General features: G+C 54.5%; 18 protein-coding genes, 2 tRNA genes and 2 rRNA genes. 14 read left to right on the top strand and 8 right to left on the bottom strand.

Translation table 11 applies throughout. The features are described 5' to 3' along the window. The 4 genes from PGR29_RS20760 to dkgB form a co-directional block, all read left to right on the top strand. A 23S ribosomal RNA gene (locus PGR29_RS20760) occupies positions 1-203 on the top strand; the annotation flags it as partial. A 195-nt stretch (positions 204-398) separates the two neighbouring features. Further along, positions 399-514: ribosomal RNA gene (gene rrf, locus PGR29_RS20765) — 5S ribosomal RNA — on the top strand. Between the two features lie 56 nt (positions 515-570). Next, a tRNA-Asp gene (locus tag PGR29_RS20770) sits at positions 571-647 on the top strand. Positions 648-814: 167 nt separating this feature from the next. Further along, on the top strand, positions 815-1,618 hold the full coding sequence (dkgB, locus tag PGR29_RS20775) for a 2,5-didehydrogluconate reductase DkgB (protein WP_049061038.1): 804 nt from the start codon (positions 815-817) through the stop codon (positions 1,616-1,618). 48 nt (positions 1,619-1,666) lie between these two features. Here the strand turns inward: dkgB and yafC are convergent, their stop codons facing one another. Then, on the bottom strand, positions 1,667-2,569 hold the full coding sequence (yafC, locus tag PGR29_RS20780) for a DNA-binding transcriptional regulator YafC (protein ID WP_123273271.1): 903 nt from the start codon (positions 2,567-2,569) through the stop codon (positions 1,667-1,669). Positions 2,570-2,673: 104 nt separating this feature from the next. On the opposite strand from yafC, the gene PGR29_RS20785 reads away from it, so the two are divergent. From PGR29_RS20785 to PGR29_RS20795, 3 genes are all read left to right on the top strand, one after another. Next, on the top strand, positions 2,674-3,864 hold the full coding sequence (locus tag PGR29_RS20785) for an MFS transporter (RefSeq protein ID WP_045380776.1): 1,191 nt from the start codon (positions 2,674-2,676) through the stop codon (positions 3,862-3,864). 103 nt (positions 3,865-3,967) lie between these two features. Further along, positions 3,968-4,765 carry an endonuclease/exonuclease/phosphatase family protein gene (locus PGR29_RS20790; protein ID WP_015704463.1) on the top strand — a complete coding sequence of 266 codons (798 nt, stop codon included), beginning with the start codon at positions 3,968-3,970 and terminating at the stop codon, positions 4,763-4,765. Positions 4,766-4,851: 86 nt separating this feature from the next. After that, the gene (locus PGR29_RS20795) at positions 4,852-5,622 is read left to right on the top strand and encodes a class I SAM-dependent methyltransferase (RefSeq protein ID WP_316425221.1); all 771 of its coding nucleotides are present in this window, start codon (positions 4,852-4,854) and stop codon (positions 5,620-5,622) included. Between the two features lie 54 nt (positions 5,623-5,676). Here PGR29_RS20795 and mltD read toward each other — a convergent pair whose 3' ends face one another. Both mltD and gloB read right to left on the bottom strand, forming a co-directional pair. Continuing rightward, positions 5,677-7,044: a murein transglycosylase D gene (gene mltD / locus PGR29_RS20800; protein WP_316425222.1), complete on the bottom strand. Its 1,368-nt coding sequence runs from the start codon at positions 7,042-7,044 to the stop codon at positions 5,677-5,679. Between the two features lie 71 nt (positions 7,045-7,115). Continuing rightward, a complete protein-coding gene (gene gloB, locus PGR29_RS20805) occupies positions 7,116-7,871 on the bottom strand; it encodes a hydroxyacylglutathione hydrolase (protein ID WP_316425223.1) in 756 nt (251 codons plus the stop codon). Positions 7,872-7,904: 33 nt separating this feature from the next. Between gloB and PGR29_RS20810 the strand changes: the two genes are divergently transcribed. Continuing rightward, on the top strand, positions 7,905-8,627 hold the full coding sequence (locus tag PGR29_RS20810) for a class I SAM-dependent methyltransferase (RefSeq protein ID WP_047047163.1): 723 nt from the start codon (positions 7,905-7,907) through the stop codon (positions 8,625-8,627). Here the strand turns inward: PGR29_RS20810 and rnhA are convergent. After that, positions 8,624-9,091 (bottom strand): ribonuclease HI, encoded by a 468-nt coding sequence (rnhA, locus tag PGR29_RS20815; RefSeq protein ID WP_015368126.1) that lies wholly within the window; start codon positions 9,089-9,091, stop codon positions 8,624-8,626. The two genes, PGR29_RS20810 and rnhA, sit on opposite strands and share 4 nt — an antisense overlap. A gap of 64 nt (positions 9,092-9,155) precedes the next feature. Between rnhA and dnaQ the strand changes: the two genes are divergently transcribed. Together dnaQ and PGR29_RS20825 are read left to right on the top strand one after the other, a co-directional pair. After that, entirely contained in the window at positions 9,156-9,887 is a 732-nt protein-coding gene (dnaQ, locus tag PGR29_RS20820; RefSeq protein ID WP_015368125.1) for a DNA polymerase III subunit epsilon, read from the top strand. A 133-nt stretch (positions 9,888-10,020) separates the two neighbouring features. After that, positions 10,021-10,097 (top strand) — tRNA-Asp (locus tag PGR29_RS20825). Between the two features lie 60 nt (positions 10,098-10,157). Here the strand turns inward: PGR29_RS20825 and PGR29_RS20830 are convergent. Next, complete coding sequence (locus PGR29_RS20830) at positions 10,158-11,039, bottom strand: LysR family transcriptional regulator (RefSeq protein WP_316425224.1); 882 nt, start codon at positions 11,037-11,039, stop codon at positions 10,158-10,160. 103 nt (positions 11,040-11,142) lie between these two features. Here PGR29_RS20830 and eamB point away from each other — a divergent pair, with 103 nt between their 5' ends. Further along, a complete protein-coding gene (gene eamB, locus PGR29_RS20835) occupies positions 11,143-11,733 on the top strand; it encodes a cysteine/O-acetylserine transporter (protein WP_316425225.1) in 591 nt (196 codons plus the stop codon). A gap of 30 nt (positions 11,734-11,763) precedes the next feature. Here eamB and PGR29_RS20840 read toward each other — a convergent pair whose 3' ends face one another. Further along, on the bottom strand, positions 11,764-12,534 hold the full coding sequence (locus PGR29_RS20840) for an amidohydrolase (protein ID WP_042895758.1): 771 nt from the start codon (positions 12,532-12,534) through the stop codon (positions 11,764-11,766). Positions 12,535-12,703: 169 nt separating this feature from the next. Then, a complete protein-coding gene (gene fadE / locus PGR29_RS20845) occupies positions 12,704-15,148 on the bottom strand; it encodes an acyl-CoA dehydrogenase FadE (protein WP_047047387.1) in 2,445 nt (814 codons plus the stop codon). A 240-nt stretch (positions 15,149-15,388) separates the two neighbouring features. Between fadE and lpcA the strand changes: the two genes are divergently transcribed. Together lpcA and PGR29_RS20855 are read left to right on the top strand one after the other, a co-directional pair. Then, on the top strand, positions 15,389-15,970 hold the full coding sequence (lpcA, locus tag PGR29_RS20850) for a D-sedoheptulose 7-phosphate isomerase (protein WP_316425226.1): 582 nt from the start codon (positions 15,389-15,391) through the stop codon (positions 15,968-15,970). A 96-nt stretch (positions 15,971-16,066) separates the two neighbouring features. Next, entirely contained in the window at positions 16,067-16,834 is a 768-nt protein-coding gene (locus tag PGR29_RS20855; protein ID WP_015368120.1) for a class II glutamine amidotransferase, read from the top strand. On the opposite strand, the gene dpaA is transcribed toward PGR29_RS20855, so the two are convergent. Beyond that, positions 16,805-17,545, bottom strand: a complete 741-nt coding sequence (gene dpaA, locus PGR29_RS20860) for a peptidoglycan meso-diaminopimelic acid protein amidase (protein WP_113374924.1) — start codon at positions 17,543-17,545, stop codon at positions 16,805-16,807. The genes PGR29_RS20855 and dpaA overlap by 30 nt on opposite strands. A gap of 409 nt (positions 17,546-17,954) precedes the next feature. On the opposite strand from dpaA, the gene PGR29_RS20865 reads away from it, so the two are divergent. Then, positions 17,955-19,301, top strand: a complete 1,347-nt coding sequence (locus PGR29_RS20865; protein WP_213794308.1) for a Na(+)-translocating NADH-quinone reductase subunit A — start codon at positions 17,955-17,957, stop codon at positions 19,299-19,301.

Below are 19,301 nucleotides of genomic sequence, written 5' to 3' on the forward strand. Positions count from 1 at the left end.
GCCAATGGCATTGCCCGGTAGCTAAATGCGGAAGAGATAAGTGCTGAAAGCATCTAAGCACGAAACTTGCCCCGAGATGAGTTCTCCCTGAGACTATAAGTCTCCTGAAGGAACGTTAAAGACGATGACGTTGATAGGTCGGGTGTGTAAGCGTAGCGATACGTTGAGCTAACCGATACTAATGAACCGTGAGGCTTAACCTTACAACGCCGAAGCTGTTTTGGCGATTTGAGATGATTTTCAGCTTAGATTCAGAGTTGAGTACGCAATAATTTGCGCAGCAGCAAGGCGGCAAGCGAAGGAAAGGAAGGAGCATACAGAAGTATGTGACTGAGTTGACGAGCGCAGGCAACGCCGCTGATGCGATAAAGAATTGCGTACTGAGCACAAAGAATTTGCCTGGCGGCACTAGCGCGGTGGTCCCACCTGACCCCATGCCGAACTCAGAAGTGAAACGCCGTAGCGCCGATGGTAGTGTGGGGTCTCCCCATGTGAGAGTAGGGAACTGCCAGGCATCAAATTTGCAGTAAAACCGGGGCATTAAACCGGTAGATGTAGAAAAAATTCGGTGGAGCGGTAGTTCAGTCGGTTAGAATACCTGCCTGTCACGCAGGGGGTCGCGGGTTCGAGTCCCGTCCGTTCCGCCACTTATTTGAAGCCCTGAGCATCTGCTCAGGGCTTTTTTGTTTTCTCCATTCTAATTATTGCTAAATCAGCAAAAATCCTCTGCATTTATCGATCTTTTTCCCAGCCCGACCTTCAACCATAATGGTCTCAGTTAAGCGAAATGAATAATTAACGAGGAACATCTATCATGGCAATCCCTGCATTTGGTCTTGGCACTTTCCGTCTGCAAGACGACGTAGTCATCAACTCTGTAAAAATGGCGCTGGAGCTGGGCTATCGTACTATCGATACCGCACAGATCTATGAAAATGAAGCCGCTGTTGGTCAGGCTATCGCGGAAAGCGGCGTGCCGCGTGATGAACTGTTCATCACCACCAAAATCTGGATCGAAAACCTGAGTAAAGACAAGCTGATCGCCAGCCTGAAAGAGAGTCTTCAGAAGCTGCGTACCGATTATGTTGATCTGACGCTGATTCACTGGCCGTCGCCGAACGATGCGGTTGCTGTTGAAGAGTTTATGGCTGCGCTGATGGAAGCGAAGAAACTGGGGCTGACCCGTCAGATCGGTATCTCTAACTTCACTATTCCACTGATGGAGCGTGCGATTGCCGCCGTTGGCGCTGAAAATATCGCGACCAACCAGGTTGAACTGTCTCCGTACCTGCAGAACCGTAAAGTGGTGGATTGGGCGCGTGAACACGGTATCCACATCACCTCTTATATGACGCTGGCCTACGGTAAAGCGCTGAAAGATGAAGTGATTGCCCGTATCGCGGCGAAACATAATGCGACCCCGGCACAGGTAATCCTGGCGTGGGCGATGGGCGAAGGCTATGCGGTTATTCCATCTTCCACCAAGCGTGAAAACCTGGCGAGCAACCTGAAAGCGCTGGATCTGAAGCTGGATGATGAAGATCGTAAAGCGATTGCCGCGCTGGATTGCAATGACCGTCTGGTAAGTCCGGAAGGTCTGGCGCCGAAGTGGGATTAATCCACCGATTCCGGCAGACGGTTGATGCTGCTGCCGGACGATAGTTTTTTACAGCTCCTTCGGGAGCTGTTTGACATGCTCACTCAGAAAGTCAATAAATGCCCTGATACGCGTGCTGACGGCTCTATCACTGTAGTACACCGCACTGAAAGGCATCTCCACCGGCAAGCGCTTGTCGGCAAGTAGCTCCACAAACTCCCCGCTGGCAATCTCTTTATCCACCATATAATCCGATAGACAGGCAATACCATTGCCGCCAAGACAGAGCTGTTTTAGCGTTTCGCCACTGTTAGAGGTAATTTCGCAACCCACTTCCAGTAATTGTCCATCGTTGGCGGCAATAGGCCAGGTATTCAACGAGACGGGTTCGGTGAATCCCAGACAGAGATGATCCGCAAGATCTTCCGCATTTACCGGCGTGCCGTAGCGGGTGATATAATCAGGCGAAGCGATGATCTTACGGTAACTATTGAATAGCGGACGGGCGCGCAGGCTGGAATCTGTGAGGGTACCCGCGCGGATCGCAACGTCGACTTTGCGTTCGATAAGATTAATGAAGGTTTCCGAGGAGACCAGCGAGAGCGTCATTTCCGGATAACGTTCACGAAACGGTTTTACCAGCGGCATTAAAAAATGCAGCATCACCGGCGTGGCGGCATCAACGCGGAGCAATCCGCGAGGGGTGGTACGCGTCTCCAGAAGCTCATTTTCGGCAGCCGCCATTTCCTGCAACACTACCTGCATGCGGCGGAAATAACGCTCGCCTTCTTCTGTCAGGCTCAGCTGGCGCGTGGTCCGGTTTAACAAACTAACGCCTAGCTTTGATTCCAGCTTTTTGACTGCCCGGCTGACGGCAGAGTTTGCCTGTCCGAGCTGCTCGGCCGCCCGGCTAAAACTGCCGCTTTCCACTACGGCGACGAAGATAGCGATCTCTTCTGACGTGGCTCTCATTGTTGCACCTATAGCAAAATTCTATTGAGATTTTGATGGTTTTTGTTATTTAAACATCCCTTCATACTACGTGTCATCTTAATCCTGATGCTACGGAGTAAATTATGCCACTGGCGCTACTTGCATTAACCATCGGTGCCTTTGCTATTGGCACTACCGAATTTGTGATCGTCGGCCTGGTACCGACCATCGCCGAACAACTGGCTATCTCGCTGCCGTCTGCGGGCCTGCTGGTTTCCATCTATGCGCTAGGCGTGGCGATTGGCGCCCCGGTGCTGACCGCGTTAACCGGGCGTATGCCCCGTAAGCAGCTCCTGCTGGCGTTAATGGTGCTTTTTACCGCCGGTAACCTGCTAGCGTGGCAGGCTCCGGGTTATGGCACTTTGATTGTGGCCCGCCTGCTGACCGGCCTGGCGCACGGCGTATTCTTTTCTATCGGCTCGACGATTGCCACCAGCTTGGTGCCAAAAGAGAAAGCCGCCTCGGCCATTGCTATCATGTTCGGTGGCCTGACGGTCGCGCTGGTAACCGGGGTGCCGTTCGGGACATTCATCGGTCAGCATTTTGGCTGGCGTGAAACGTTCCTCGCGGTATCGATTCTGGGCGTCATTGCGCTTATCAGCAGCCTGATCCTGGTACCAAATAATATTCCGGGCCGTGCCGGCGCCAGCCTTCGCGATCAGATGAAAGTTTTGACTCATCCGCGCCTGTTGATGATCTACGCGATTACCGCGCTGGGCTATGGCGGCGTGTTTACGGCGTTTACTTTCCTTGCGCCGATGATGCAGGAGTTGGCAGGCTTTAGCCCGTCAGCGGTCAGTTGGATCCTGCTGGGTTATGGTATTTCCGTCGCTATCGGTAACGTATGGGGCGGTAAGCTCGCCGATAAACATGGCGCTGTCGCCGCGTTGAAGTTTATCTTCGCTGCGTTGGTGGTACTGTTGCTGGTCTTCCAGTTCACGGCTAATCTGCACTACGCCGCTCTGGCAACGGTGCTGGTGATGGGGATTTTCGCCTTCGGCAACGTTCCGGGTCTGCAGGTCTATGTGGTACAAAAGGCTGAACAGTACACGCCGGGCGCCGTTGATGTTGCTTCTGGTTTGAACATCGCTGCCTTCAATATTGGTATTGCCCTCGGTTCGGTCATTGGTGGACAGACGGTCGAGCTGTACGGTCTGGCGCAGACGCCGTGGATTGGCGCGCTGATTGTGCTGGTTGCTTTGCTACTGGTCGTACTGAGCGGTCGTTTAGATAAATCTCCACGCCGTTCGGCAGCCGTTTCTCTCGAAGGATAAGGCTTTCTCGCAAATTGCATTGAAAGTGTATGGGAAAATCCCTATAACAGAAGAACCAGCCGCAGTCGGGCTGGTTTCCTGTTATCGAGGTTCAATGCCCAAATTGCGAAAGAATACCTATGCCATGCGCTATGTCGCCGGACAACCTGCGGAGAGAATCTTGCCTCCGGGGGCGTTTGCGGGCGTCAGTCCGGTTTATCCCGCCGGCGCGCCATTAAGCAGCGATGAGAAAATTCGCGTGCTGGTGTGGAATATCTTCAAGCAGCAGCGTGCTGAATGGCAGTCGGTACTCAAAAATTTCGGCAAAGACGCGCATCTGGTCCTGTTGCAGGAGGCGCAAACCACCCCAGAACTGGTCAGATTCGCGACTTCAAACTATCTGGCCGCCGATCAGGTGCCGGCGCTGGTATTGCCGCAGCATCCTTCCGGCGTGATGACGCTGGCCTCCGCTCACCCCATCTATTGCTGTCCCTTGCGCGAGCGCGAACCTATTTTACGTTTGCCTAAATCGGCGTTAGTGACCGTTTATCCGCTGCCCGATGCGCGGCTGTTAATGGTGGTGAATATCCATGCGGTTAATTTTAGTCTTGGCGTCGATGTCTATAGTAAACAGCTGCTGCCAATTGGCGATCAGATTGCCCATCACAGCGGGCCGGTAATCATGGCTGGTGATTTCAACGCCTGGAGCCGCCCGCGGATGAATGCGTTGTACCGCTTTGCGCGTGAGATGTCGTTACGCGAGGTTCGTTTCTCTGACGATCAGCGCCGCCGCGCGTTTGGTCGCCCGCTCGATTTTGTGTTCTACCGTGGATTAAGCGTGCACGATGCTTCCGTGCTGGTGACCCGCGCCTCCGATCACAACCCGCTACTAGTCGAATTCAGTCCCGGCAAGCCTGATTAATTAAGGTATGTCAGGCCTGCCATCGGGCAGGTCTGCGTTCAGCACGATGCTGCCCTTTATTACTCAAACCACCGAAGGACAACACAATGACAACACGCTCTCATCATGACAACGTCGAAAAGCAGTTTGGCTCACAGGCAAGCGCCTATCTGACCAGCGCCGTGCACGCCTCCGGGAGCGATCTGCAGCGTCTGGCGGAACGGCTGGCGGATTTCCCGCAGGCAACGTTGCTGGATATGGGATGCGGGGCAGGGCACGCCAGCTTTACCGCTGCCGGCCAGGTAGCGCAGGTTACCGCGTATGATTTATCGAGCCAGATGCTGGAGGTTGTCGCTCAGGCGGCAAAAGACAAAGGTTTTACCAACATCGTCACTCAGCAGGGGTATGCTGAAACGCTGCCGTTCGCCGACGCCAGTTTTGATGTGGTGATTAGCCGCTACTCCGCTCACCATTGGCATGATGTCGGCCAGGCGCTGCGTGAGGTGAAACGCGTGCTGAAGCCGGGTGGGGTGATGATCATGATGGACGTGATGTCTCCGGGGCATCCGGTGCGTGATGTCTGGCTGCAAACCGTAGAAGCGCTGCGCGACACTTCGCACGTGCGTAACTACTCCAGCGGCGAGTGGCTGGCGCTGGCCAATGACGCAGGCCTGGCGATCAATCATTTATTGACCGACCGTCTGCCGCTGGAGTTTAGCTCGTGGGTCGCGCGGATGCGCACGCCCGAGGCGCTGGTGGAGGCGATTCGCTTATATCAGCATAGCGCATCGGCAGAGGTTAAAGCCTACTTCGAATTACAGCAGGATGGATCGTTTACCAGCGATACCATCATGTTTGAAGCGCATAAAGCAGTGTAACGCTGGCAATAAAAAAGGCACCGGGGAAGCGGTGCCTTTCTCATTATCCTGGAATCAGGATTCAGGTCTGTCGTTGTTTTTCACAAACAACGTTAGCTGATCCCCTGGCTTCAGGTTATCGGTATCGCTGTTCCAGCGCATAACGTCGCGGATATTGACGCCGTGGCGTTTTGCGATGCTCGACAGCGAGTCGCCCTTACGAACACGATAGGTGATGCTATCGCTGTTGTTCGCCAGACGTTGCGCGCTGCTGCCTGCGCCGACAACCAGATTTTGCCCGACTTTAAGCCCAGAACCGCGCAGGTTGTTCCACTGCTGTAGATCCCTGGTGGTGACGCCGAGACGCGAAGCAATCCCGGAAATCGTATCGCCAGAACGTACTTTATAGCTACGGCTGGTCAGCGGCGTATTGTCAGCAAGCAGCGTCGGCTGTACGGCGGCAATGTCACCAGAGGCCAGAGATTCACGCAGTTGAGCAGCGTGCTTCTGAGGCACCATAACGTACTTTGGTCCGCTAGCGCCAAGCGTGGACCCCTTTACGCCAGCGTTGAAGGTTTTCAGCTTGCTAACCGGCATTCCTGCCATGTCCGCGAGCTGAGAAATCTCAACCGGGCTATCGAGGCGAACGCGCGCCAGCGCCCGGCTTTCATCAGCCGTGGGCAGCTTCACGCCGTAACGCTTGCTGTTTTTGAGAATATCGCTCAAAGCCAGCATTTTTGGCACGTAGACCTTGGTTTCATGCGGCAGCGAGAGCGACCAGAAATCGGTGGGTTTACCACGCGAACGGTTCGCCTTCACGGCCTTCATTACCCGGCCTTCGCCGCTGTTATATGCCGCGACGGTCAGTAACCAGTCGCCGTCGAACATTTTGTTCAGACGTTGCATCATGTCCAGCGCCGCGGTAGTAGACGCGACGACATCACGACGCGCATCGTAACTGCGGGTCTGTTTTAAACCATAATTGCGCCCTGTGCTCGGAATGATCTGCCAAATGCCTGCGGCATTGGCGCCAGACGTCGCGTGTGGGTCAAAAGCGCTCTCCACTATGGGTAGTAATACCAGTTCCATTGGCATGTTACGTTTCTTAACTTGCCCGGCTATCCAGTACATATACGGTTCAGCCCGTAAAGTTACATCGTGGAGATAGCTCTTATTACGTAAGTACTTCTGTTTCTGTTCGCGAATCCGGGGGTTTTCCGGAATTCCCATCTTTAGCTCGTCGCTTATGGAAGTCCACAGATCCTGGTCTTGCGCGTAGAGGGTTCCATCATCTAACCATCGCGCCTGACTTGTGAACTTGCCTGCTTCCCCTTGACCAGCTGCAGAAAGGCTCTGTGCTCGCTGCTCTACGGTGCCGTCGTGCTTCGACGCCTGGCACCCTACCAGCAGGACAGAGGCGAGTAATATCGCTCGTGCCTTCATGTGTGTGTCAATAGTTGCTTAAAAGACGAGCAAGGATAACGGTGAAGGCCGAGGATGACAAGCGTTAAATCTCAGAAGTCATCTTTCTTTGACCTTAACCATGCAAATCTCTGCGCTGAGTGTTGCAAATTTGTTTCTTTGGATATTTCTTTAATTAAATCATTGTCATCCGTACGTAAAAATAAATTTATACGGCGTTCATTTTTCAGAGTAACGGGTAGTGTCTTTTGGTTTTTTGCGCGTAACTCATTAACTTTATGGTAGTAATCCTTTATATCCATATCATGTGGCAGGATACTCAATGCAAACTTCATGTTTGCTAAAGTGTACTCATGTGCGCAACAAATTAGTGTGTCATCGGGAAGGGCGTTTATTTTCATAAATGATTGATACATTTGGTCTGCTGTACCTTCGAACAGTCTGCCACAGCCTCCGGAAAACATTGTATCGCCACAAAATAGATAAGGTTCGCTGTAGAAACAGATATGTCCTAATGTGTGACCGGGAGTGGAGAAAATAGAAAATTCGCGGCCCAAAACAGTAATGCTATCGCCATCAGATACAATATCCGTGCTTCCCTTATCCTGGGTTTCTGCCGGCCCGTAAACCACAAGTTGCGGGAACTTTTGCCGCAGTTCTTTCACGCCGCCAACATGATCGTGGTGGTGGTGGGTTAACAAAATCGCTTCTGGCTGCCAGCCGTTTTCTTCAATGGCCACGAGTACCGGCGCGGCTTCGCCCGGGTCGACTATCACACAACGACGGTTATCGTCGCTAAGAACCCAGATGTAGTTGTCCTGAAATGCAGGAATACTGATAAGATTCATAAATTACCTCTCAAAGCGTTGCGGAAGGTTGCGATGAAGCCGGCAAGGATACCTCATACAATTACAGCTCCAGAGCATTGGTCCAGTATGCCTTGGGGTGAATACTATCGCGAGTCGCTGGAACGGCATATGAAACCGTGGCTGGCTAAATTATATGGCTTTCATCTACTTAAGATTGGCAATCTGAGCGCGGAAATCAATACCGAAGCCTGCGCGATCTCCCATCAGGTGAACGTTTCGCTGGGGGGAAGTCCTATCCAGGTCAAAGCCGACCCGCTGTATCTTCCTTTCGCCGCCAAATCTGTGGATGCCTGTTTACTGGCGCATACTTTGCCATGGTGCAGCGATCCGCACCGGCTGTTGCGGGAAGCTGACCGCGTGCTGATTGACGATGGCTGGATGATTTTGACCGCCTTTAATCCGATGAGCCTCGTCGGATTGCGCAAAGTGACGCCGATCCTGCGAAAAACTATCCCCTATAACAGCCGGATGTTTACCATGACGCGACAGCTTGACTGGCTGGCGCTGCTCAATTTTGAGGTGCTGCACTACGGTCGCTATCAGGTGCTGCCCTGGTCGAAGCAGGGGGGAAAAATGTTAAGTACTCATCTGCCGGCTTTGGGGTGTTTGCAGATGATCGTCGCGCGGAAAAGAACCATTCCGCTGACGCTAAATCCGATGAAGTCCGGGAAGGCGAAGACGCAGCTGCGTCCGGCCGTTGGCGCCACCAGGCAGTGGCGCGACGGGGGAAATTAGCTTTCCGGCTGGTAGCCGACGTCGTCCAGCGTGGGGTTAGACGCCGCAGCGCGCGCGAGTTCGTCACAGCGTTCGTTTTCCGGGTGCCCGGCATGGCCTTTGACCCATTCCCACTTAATTTGATGCTGGCCGAGAGCGGCATCAAGACGTTTCCACAGATCGACATTTTTAACCGGCTTTTTGTCCGCGGTTTTCCAGCCGCGTTTTTTCCAGTTATGGATCCACTGGGTTATCCCCTGGCGGACGTACTGGCTATCGGTGCTTAGCACCACTTCGCAATGCTCTTTAAGCGCTTCGAGAGCGACGATGGCAGCCATCAGTTCCATGCGGTTGTTAGTCGTCAGGCGGTAGCCCGCGCTGTAGGTTTTTTCATGCTGGCGATAGCGCATAATAGCGCCGTAGCCGCCAGGCCCAGGATTTCCCAGGCAAGAACCATCGGTGAAAATTTCTACCTGTTTGAGCATCTCTGGTAGACTTCCTGTAATTGAAATCGATATGTAAACGACAAGTCTGACATAAATGACCGCTATGAGCACTGCAATTACACGACAGATTGTTCTCGATACCGAAACCACCGGTATGAACCAGATCGGCGCCCACTATGAAGGGCATAAGATCATCGAGATCGGCGCCGTAGAGGTGATCAACCGTCGCCTCACCGGTAATAACTTCCATGTTTACCTGAAGCCCGATCGGCTGGTGGACCCTGAAGCCTTCGGCGTTCACGGTATTGCCGATGAATTCCTCATGGACAAGCCGACATTTGCCGACGTTGCCGATGAGTTCATGGAGTATATCCGCGGCGCGGAGCTGGTCATCCATAACGCATCGTTCGATATCGGCTTTATGGATTATGAATTCAAAAAGCTGAACCGCGGCATTGAGAAAACGGAGACCTTTTGTAAGGTCACCGATAGCCTGGCGCTGGCGCGTAAGATGTTCCCCGGCAAGCGTAACAGCCTCGATGCGCTCTGTTCACGTTATGAGATAGACAACAGCAAGCGTACGCTGCACGGGGCGTTGCTCGATGCCCAGATACTGGCCGACGTCTATCTGATGATGACCGGCGGGCAGACCAGCATGGCGTTTTCGATGGAAGGGGAAGGCCAACAGCAGGCCGGCGATATTGGAATACAGCGCGTTGTCCGCGCCGCCAGTAAATTACGTGTGGTTTATGCCTCTGACAGCGAGCTGGCGGACCATGAATCGCGTCTCGACCTGGTGCAGAAGAAGGGCGGAAGCTGCCTGTGGCGCGCCTGATTGCCGACAATATGCGCTAAAAATAGGCGGGCGGGCTAATTTTGCAGCAAACGATTCAAAAGTGAAGAAAAAGCGTTGACGACGATGTAGGGAAACCGTAATATTCGCCTCGTTCCCAACGGAACAACAACGCGGAGCGGTAGTTCAGTCGGTTAGAATACCTGCCTGTCACGCAGGGGGTCGCGGGTTCGAGTCCCGTCCGTTCCGCCACTATTCAGAAGGCCTGAATAAGCAATGATTCAGGCCTTCGTCGTTTGGGGGAATTATCATTTAATCCGCCCCTAACGCCTCCTCAACACACTGCATAAATACCCGCATTGCCGGGCTAACTACTTTACCGGCGTGATGAGCGCATATCGCGTTAATAGTGAGCGGAACAGCGCTAAACGGTAGCTCAACCAGCGTACCGCGCTTAAGCTCTTCCTCAACGGCGAAACGCGGCAGATAGCTGACGCCAAGATTGCTCGCCACGCACTGCTTAATACTTTCGATACTCCAGAGCTCAATGGTATTTTCCAGGGTAATGGCGCGCTGGCGCAGCGTGCTTTCAAAAATTTGCCGAAATACGCACTGTGGCTCATTGATAACAAAGCTCAGCGGGATATGTTGCCCGCAGCGGGTAAAATCGACCGCCGGATGCTGCGGCGAGGCGACCAGCGTCAGCGGCTGCTGGCCAAAGCTTTTCATGGTTAACGCGTCATCGTTGCCAACCCGATAAAACACGCCTAAATCGGCGCTATCGTTGAGTAGCGCATCGCGGATGACATAACAGTTGAGCGACTGCAGCGATAAGCGTACCTGCGGCGCCCGTTGTTTAAAGCGCTGTAGCACCTGCGGCATTTTATAGGCCAGCAGGGTTTCCCCACAGGCAACGCGCAGCTCGCCAGCCGGTTCGCCATCCTCGCGAGCCGCCTCACGAATGGTTTCCATCACCCTCGCCAGTTCATGAACGTGCGGCAATACCTTTTTACCGGATTCGGTCAGACACATGCGGCGGCCAATTTTTTCAAACAGCTGAACGGCAAGCTCTTGCTCAAGCTGTTGAATATGAAAGGTCACCGTGGATTGCGTACAGCATAGCTTTTGTGCCGCGCGTAAAAACGAGCCTTCTTCCACTACCGTTTTGAGAGTAATAAAACGCCGCAGATCCATTTCGCCACCAACTATCGAAATTATCGAATTCAGAGTCAGAAAACATTCATTTTTTTAAATGAATAGCTTCGGGTACTGTCTGCCAAAACGAAGGAGAAGACAAGTGACCCCAGCTTTGATTAGTGCTTTTTTGACTTATACCCTGATAACCGCGCTGACTCCCGGCCCCAATAATATTCTTGCCCTCAGCAGCGTCACCGCCCATGGCTTACGCCGCAGCCTGCGGGTGCTGGCGGGGATGAGCGTCGGTTTTATTATCACTATGCTGATTTGCGCGGCTTTAACCTTTTCGCTGGTGGAACTCGACTCGCGATTTACCCGGATATTGGGATGGATTGGCGCGGCGTATATCCTGTGGCTGGCCTGGCAGATAGCCAAAAGCAAACCGGGGGCAGGCGCGCTGAGTACAGAGCCGGTGGGTTTCTGGGCGAGCCTGGGCCTGCAGTTCGTCAACGTAAAAATTATTCTGTATGGCATCACCGCGCTCTCTACCTTTGTCCTGCCCGTTACCCGCGAGCCGGTTTGGCTCATCAGCGTGAGTCTGCTGCTGGCGGCGATTGGCGCGCTGGGAAATCTGTGCTGGGCGCTGGCGGGGCATCTGTTTCAGCGCCTGTTTTTGCTGTACGGGCGCCAACTAAACTGGGTGTTGGCAGCGTTATTGGTCTACTGCGCTTTGCGGATCGTGGTGGAATAAAAAGGGAGCGCAGCGGCTCCCGAAAAGTGTTTAGCCGATCGTGAAAGGATCGGCATCCTGCCAGGCCGGAAATTTCTCGCGATACTCCTGCAGCGCGGCCAACGACAGATCGGCATCGAGCCGCGTCGCCTGATGCGGTTCGGCGGTGGCGATAATCTCTCCCTGCGGGCTAATGATACGGCTATCGCCCCGATAGTGGTGGCCGTTGCCATCGGTGCCGACGCGGTTGCAGCCGGCGACGTAGGCCTGGTTTTCAATTGCTCTGGCGACCAGCAGCGATTGCCAGTGCAGCGAACGTGGGGCAGGCCAGTTAGCAACATACAGCGCCAGGTCGTAATCGTTGTGGTTACGCGACCATACCGGGAAGCGCAGGTCATAGCACACCAGCGGCAGAATCCGCCAGCCGCGCCATTCAAAGACCACTCGTTCGGTTCCTGCCTCATAATGGTGATGTTCATCCGCCATGCGGAACAGGTGACGCTTATCGTAAAAATGCGTTTTACCGCCGGGCTCTACCAGCAGAAAGCGGTTCACCGGGCCGCGTTCGGTCTGCAATGCCGCGCTACCGGCAATCAGCGCGTTGGTCTGCTCCGCTTTCGCCTGCATCCACTCAACGACCTCTTCCTGCGGCATCGACTGCTTCGCCGCTTCCATGGCAAAACCGGTAGTAAACATCTCAGGCAGTACAATGATGTCGCGCCCGCTCACTTCTTCCAGCTGACGATCGAAATGGCGCAGGTTGGCGGGACCATCCATCCACACCAGCGGTTGCTGCAACAGCGTAATTTTCAAGCCAGGCACAGTGGTGAACTCCATTATAAAGAGGGCGTTTAGATAATTTTAATACCATATCAGCAGCGGGAGGCGGCATGGAATATTTTGTTAAAAAAATGCTACTTTGGTGGGGGAGTAACAAAAGAAAAGGCGGGGAAATTCCCCGCCTTCGTCGTGATGTGCAGTATTGCTTTTATTATGCCGCTTCAATCTTGCGGATTTTTTCCGGCAGCTTTACCGGTTTGGTCGCCAGTTCATCCGCCGCGAAATCATCAACGTTAATACTGCGCAGACGGCTGGTTTCCGCACGGGTCAGGATTGCGGCTTCCTCCTGATTAATTAACCCTTTGGCCAGCGCATTAGTGGCCAGCTCATCCAGGCGGGTGAACGGCAGATTTTTACCCAGCTCTTTGCAGATGCGCTGGTGGATTGGATCCGCCGCCATCACATCCAGCAGCGCCTCTTCCAGCAGGCCAACCGGGTTATGTTCGCTTGGCGTCAGGTACTGACCGCGACCGATACGAGAGCGGGTCGCGCTCGGAACCTGCAGGATTTTCGCCACTTTATGATCCAGCTTATCGGACGGCGCATCGTAGTGACGGCCGGTCGGGAAGATGGCGAGACGCAGCGCGCCTGCGACAAAGCGGTTCGGGAAGTTCTTCAGCAGGTCATCGATAGCCTGCTCCGCCTGATACAGCGCATCCTGCACGCCCCAATGGACCAGCGGCAGATCCGCTTCATTACGGCCTTCATCGTCATAACGTTTCAGCACCGCCGATGCCAGATAAAGCTGGCTCAGCACGTCGCCGAGACGCGCGGAGATACGTTCGCGACGCTTCAGGCTGCCGCCCAGCACCGCCATTGATACATCCGACAGCAGGGCCAGGTTGGCGCTCAGGCGGTTCATGTGCTGATAGTAGCGGCGCGTGGTGTCACGGGTCGGCGCGCTGCTGGTGCGGCCGCGAGTCAGGCCCAGCCAGAAGCTGCGTACTTTGTTGCTACCAACGTGGCCGATATGTTTAAACAGCAGCTTGTCGAAGGCGTTAACGTCATTGTTCTGCGCGGCGGCCATCTCATCCAGTACATACGGATGGCAGCGAATCGCCCCTTGACCAAAGATCATCATGCTGCGGGTGAGGATATTCGCCCCTTCAACGGTAATGGCGATCGGCGCGCCCTGATAAGCGCGGGCAAGGAAGTTGCCTTCGCCCAGCATGATGCCTTTACCGCCGGTAATATCCATAGCGTCAATGATTGAACGCTGGCCACGGTGTGTACAATGATATTTAACGATTGCCGACAGCACCGCCGGTTTCTCGCCAAGCATAATCCCGTAGGTAATCAGCGAAGCGGCGGCGTCCATTACGTAGGCGTTACCAGCGATACGCGCCAGCGGCTCTTCGATCCCTTCCATTTTACCAATCGAGATTTTGAACTGACGGCGAATGTGGGCGTAGGCGCCCGTCGCCATGGCGACGGATTTCAGGCCGCCGGTGGCGTTGGACGGCAGAGTAATGCCGCGACCCACGGACAGGCACTCAACAAGCATACGCCAGCCCTGGCCGGCCATGCTCGGGCCGCCGATGATGTAATCGATCGGTACGAAAATATCTTTACCGCGAGTAGGGCCGTTCTGGAACGGCACGTTCAGCGGGAAGTGACGACGGCCAATTTCCACGCCCGGCGTTGAGGTAGGGATCAACGCGCAGGTGATACCGAGCTCTTCCTCGCCTCCCAGCAGACGGTCCGGGTCAGAGAGTTTGAAAGCCAGGCCCAGCACGGTGGCGATCGGCGCGAGGGTGATATAGCGCTTGTTCCAGGTCAGGCGCATACCCAGCACCTGCTGACCCTGCCAGTCGCCCATACAGACTACGCCGGTATCCGGGATCGCGCCGGCGTCGGAGCCCGCTTCCGGGCTGGTCAACGCGAAGCATGGGATCTCCTGACCACGCGCCAGGCGCGGCAGGTAGTGATTTTTCTGCTCTTCGGTACCGTAATGTTGCAGCAGTTCGCCCGGCCCTAAGGAGTTAGGCACGCCGACGGTGATCGCCAGGATCCCGGAAACGCCGGACAGCTTTTGCAGTACGCGAGACTGGGCATAGGCGGAAAACTCCAGCCCGCCGTACTCTTTCTTAATGATCATCGCAAAGAAGCGATGCTCTTTCAGGTACGCCCACAGCTCCGGCGGCAGATCCGCCATCTCATGGGTAATTTCGAAGTCGTTCGCCATGCGGCAGGCTTCTTCTACCGGGCCGTCGATGAAAGCCTGCTCTTCGGCGGTGAGGCGCGGCTGCGGATAGTTATGCAGCTTGTGCCAGTCCGGGTTGCCGCGGAACAGATCGCCTTCCCACCAGGTGGTGCCTGCATCGATGGCTTCTTTTTCCGTACGCGACATCGGCGGCATTACTTTACGGAAAGCGCGGAACGCCGGGGCGGAGAAAAGGGATTTACGCATCGGCGCAAAGTTGAACGGCAGCAGGATAATCGCCAGCGGCAGCAGCAGCCAGATATTCCACAGCCCCGCCACGCTGAGCGCCGCGGTCCAGGCGAGCAAAATCACGCTGCTGAGAAGCAGGCTGACTCGGTGATAGAAGAGCACGCCGAGTAACACTACGGTTGCAACAATACTCAAAATCATCATAGAGAAATGCTCCCTTATCTTGTAGGAGGTCTGACCACTTGTGATGTATTGGTTGTAGTGGATGTAATTTGTTTTAGCAATGTGTTTACAAAATAATTACAACCTTGCTCACATTGTTGGCTGGAAAAGCGGCACGTAAAATCAAAAGGACGGGGGATAACGTCGCCTGCTGCTTCTCGCTTCGGCGGCTATCCGGTACACTGCCAGGGTTATTCCAACCAATACTGAAGGATTATCCTCATGTACCAGGATCTTATTCGTAACGAACTGAACGAAGCCGCGGAAACGCTGGCCAACTTTCTGCAGGACGAGGCCAACATTCATGCTATCCAACGCGCGGCGGTACTGCTGGCGGATAGCTTCAAAGCTGGCGGTAAAGTGCTTTCCTGCGGCAACGGCGGTTCTCATTGCGATGCGATGCATTTTGCGGAAGAGCTGACCGGGCGTTATCGCGAAAACCGCCCTGGTTATCCGGCGATCGCTATCTCTGATGTCAGCCATCTGTCCTGCGTGAGTAATGATTTTGGCTATGAATACGTCTTCTCCCGCTACGTTGAATCGGTTGGCCGCGCAGGCGATGTTCTGCTGGGGATCTCCACTTCCGGCAACTCCGGCAACGTGATCAAAGCGATTGAAGCCGCTCGTGCGCAGGGAATGAAAGTGATCACCCTGACCGGTAAAGACGCCGGCAAAATGGCGGGTTCCGCCGATGTTGAAATCCGCGTACCGCATTTCGGTTACGCCGATCGCATTCAGGAGATTCACATTAAGGTGATTCATATTCTGATTATGTTGATCGAAAAAGAGATGGTTAAAGCTTAACTTGCCATGATGACGGCGCCGTGGCTTCCATGTTGAGGAGCCGCGGCGACAAGGCTTTAGCGGCAGGATATTTTGTGCAGTGGTATGAGGTGATCTATGTGCGAATTGCTCGGGATGAGCGCCAATGTGCCGACCGATATCTGTTTTAGCTTCTCCGGGCTGGTTCAGCGCGGGGGCGGCACCGGGCCGCATAAAGACGGCTGGGGCATTACCTTTTACGAAGGGAAAGGGTGTCGCACATTTAAAGATCCGCAGCCGAGCTTTCAGTCGCCGATAGCCAAACTGGTACAGGATTATCCCATCAAATCCTGTTCCGTCATCGCCCATATCCGTCAGGCTAACCGCGGCGAGGTGGCGCTGGAAAACACCCATCCGTTTACTCGCGAGCTGTGGGGGCGCCACTGGACCTACGCCCATAACGGCCAGCTCAAAGGCTATAAATCGCTGAAGACGGGGAATTTCCGCCCGGTGGGCGAGACCGACAGCGAAACGGCTTTCTGCTGGCTGCTGCACCGTTTAACCGAGCGCTATCCGCGCACGCCGGGCAATATGGTCGGCGTGTTTAAATACATCGCGACGCTGGCGGGCGAAATGCGCGAGAAGGGCGTGTTTAATATGCTGTTATCGGACGGGCGCTATGTGATGGCGTACTGTTCAACCAACCTGTACTGGATCACCCGTCGGGCGCCGTTTGGCGTGGCGAAGCTGCTGGATCAGGATGTGGAAATTGATTTTCAACGTGAGACCACACCAAACGATGTGGTCTCCGTTATCGCCACTCAGCCGCTGACCGGCAATGAGGCCTGGAATAAAATCATGCCAGGCGAGTGGGCGTTATTTTGCCTCGGGGAGCGTATAGTTTGAGGCCAGCTGCGGCTGGATAACCTCGTGGCTGAGCGGCTTGCTGACGATATAGCGGCCATCCATCACCGAAACCACCGGCGGTTTGTGGGTCTGCTGGAAGTAGTCATAGCCTGGCTTCAGCTGCTTCCAGAAATCCGAATAGTACGAGAACTTATGCCGCGCCATGTTGGCGTCGGTCATCCGGAACGGGTAGATGCTGACCTGCACGCTTGGCTGGCCAAATACCAGCGCGCCGGTGACAAACTGGAAGATCTCGTCAATGCCGGTATCGGTCATCGCGTAGCAGCCGACGGAAACGCAGGCGCCGTGGATCATCAGGTATTTACCTTCATAGCCGTGCGCGCGATCGTAGGCATTCGGGAAGCCGATATTGATCGCTTTATAAAAGCGGCTGTCTGGTTTTAGCTGACTGCGCGAGACGTTATAAAATCCTTCCGGACTTTTAAAATCGCCCTGGCGTTGCTTCGGCCCGAGGCCGCCGGAGTAGTTACAGATCCGGTAGCTATCGAGAAGCTGGTAGGTTTCGCCCATTTTGACATAGAGATCGAGCATCCGCTCTTCTTTGAAGATCTCAATATAAACGGGGGAGCCCATTAACTGCTGTTTATATTCTTTGCTAACCGGCGTTGTCGGGCTGTTACTGCTGAGTAACCCAGCAAATGACACGCACGGCAACAGAAGCATCGCAATAAAGAATGCGATTTTGCGCATACTGCTTGTTCCTTGATAAAACAAAAAACCACATGCCAGGACGGCAAGAGATACCCGAAATCAGAGTTTTCTGGATTTAGAGCGCTCACATTAGCATCACGGCAGTTTTTCGCAAGCACGGTGTGGCTGCGTTTACAATTTAATGTTCCTTTATAGCGAATATTGCCGCAAAGCGCAGTGAGAACTTTGCGCAATAGCTCGCATTTTAGAAGCACTTATTGGCGCTTTTCCTACTTCTGCCACTCACAAAATGTTACACTCCCGCCGTTTATGACCAGGGTAAGAAAGGATGCTTCTCTCCCGTCTTGTGCCCCCGTGGCACCGCTATTCCTTTCTTATTCTGATATTCCATCAATAATGCTGGCCTCGGCTTGAGCCGGGGTTTAGGTTACGGATACCTGCTAACGATATGATTAAAATCACGAAAGGGCTGGATTTGCCCATAGCTGGCATGCCATTACAGCAGATCTCGTCCCGGCCTGCGGTGAAACGCGTCGCGCTGCTCGGCGAGGAGTACGTCGGCATGCGCCCCTCGATGGCGGTGAGCGAAGGCGATCGGGTGCAGAAAGGCCAGGTGCTGTTCGAAGACAAAAAGAACGCCGGGGTACGTTTTACCGCGCCAGCCAGCGGGGTAGTTAGCGCCATTCATCGCGGCGAGCGCCGGGTGCTGCAATCGGTGGTGATTGACGTCGACGGCAGTAATGATGCGGTGTCGTTTACCCGCTACGCATTAGAAGATCTTAACGATTTAGCGCGGGAAGCGGTGCAGCAACAGCTGCTGGACTCCGGGCAGTGGACGGCGTTTCGTACCCGTCCTTTCAGCAAAATTCCCGCGCCGGATAGCGTTCCGGCGGCTATTTTCGTCACCGCTATCGATACCAACCCGCTGGCGGCTGAACCGCAGCCGATTATCCTGGCCCAGCGTGAAGCCTTTGATGCCGGTCTGACGGTGCTGACGCACCTGACGGACGGTAAAGTCCACGTCTGTCAGGCCAGCGGCGGCAAGCTGGGCGGCCATCCCGCCGGGCAGGTGACATTCAACCAGTTTAGTGGCCCGCATCCGGCAGGGCTTGCCGGTACGCACATTCACTTCCTTGAGCCGGTCAGCCTGACCAAACAGGTCTGGCATCTTAACTATCAGGAGGTCATCGCCATCGGCAGACTGTTCCTCGACGGCGAGCTGTACAGCGAACGCGTCATTGCCCTTGGCGGCCCGCAGGTAAAACAGCCGCGATTGCTGCAAACCTGTCTCGGCGCCAGCCTCGATGAACTGCTGGCGGGCGAGCTGGTGGATGATGAAAACCGGGTAATTTCCGGTTCAGTCTTGAGCGGCACCCATGCCTGCGGCCCTCACGCTTTCCTCGGGCGCTACCATTTGCAGGTCAGCGTGGTACGAGAAGGCCGTGAAAAAGAGCTTTTTGGTTGGGTGATGCCGGGCAAAGAGAAGTTCTCGATTACCCGTACCACCCTTGGTCATTTCTTTAAGCGCAAGCGCTTTAATTTCTCCACTGATACTAACGGCGGTGAGCGGGCGATGGTGCCGATCGGCAACTATGAGCGGGTAATGCCGCTGGATATTCTGCCCACCATATTGCTGCGCGATCTGCTCGCCGGCGATAGCGATAGCGCCCAGGCGCTGGGCTGTCTGGAGCTGGATGAAGAAGATCTGGCGCTCTGCACCTACGTTTGTCCGGGCAAATATGAATACGGCCCGGCGCTGCGCAGCGTGTTAACCCAGATTGAGCAGGAAGGATAA

Origin of the sequence: Klebsiella sp. 141203, assembly GCF_032601985.1 — a bacterium.
In the GTDB taxonomy this organism is placed as follows: Bacteria; Pseudomonadota; Gammaproteobacteria; order Enterobacterales; family Enterobacteriaceae; genus Klebsiella; species Klebsiella aerogenes.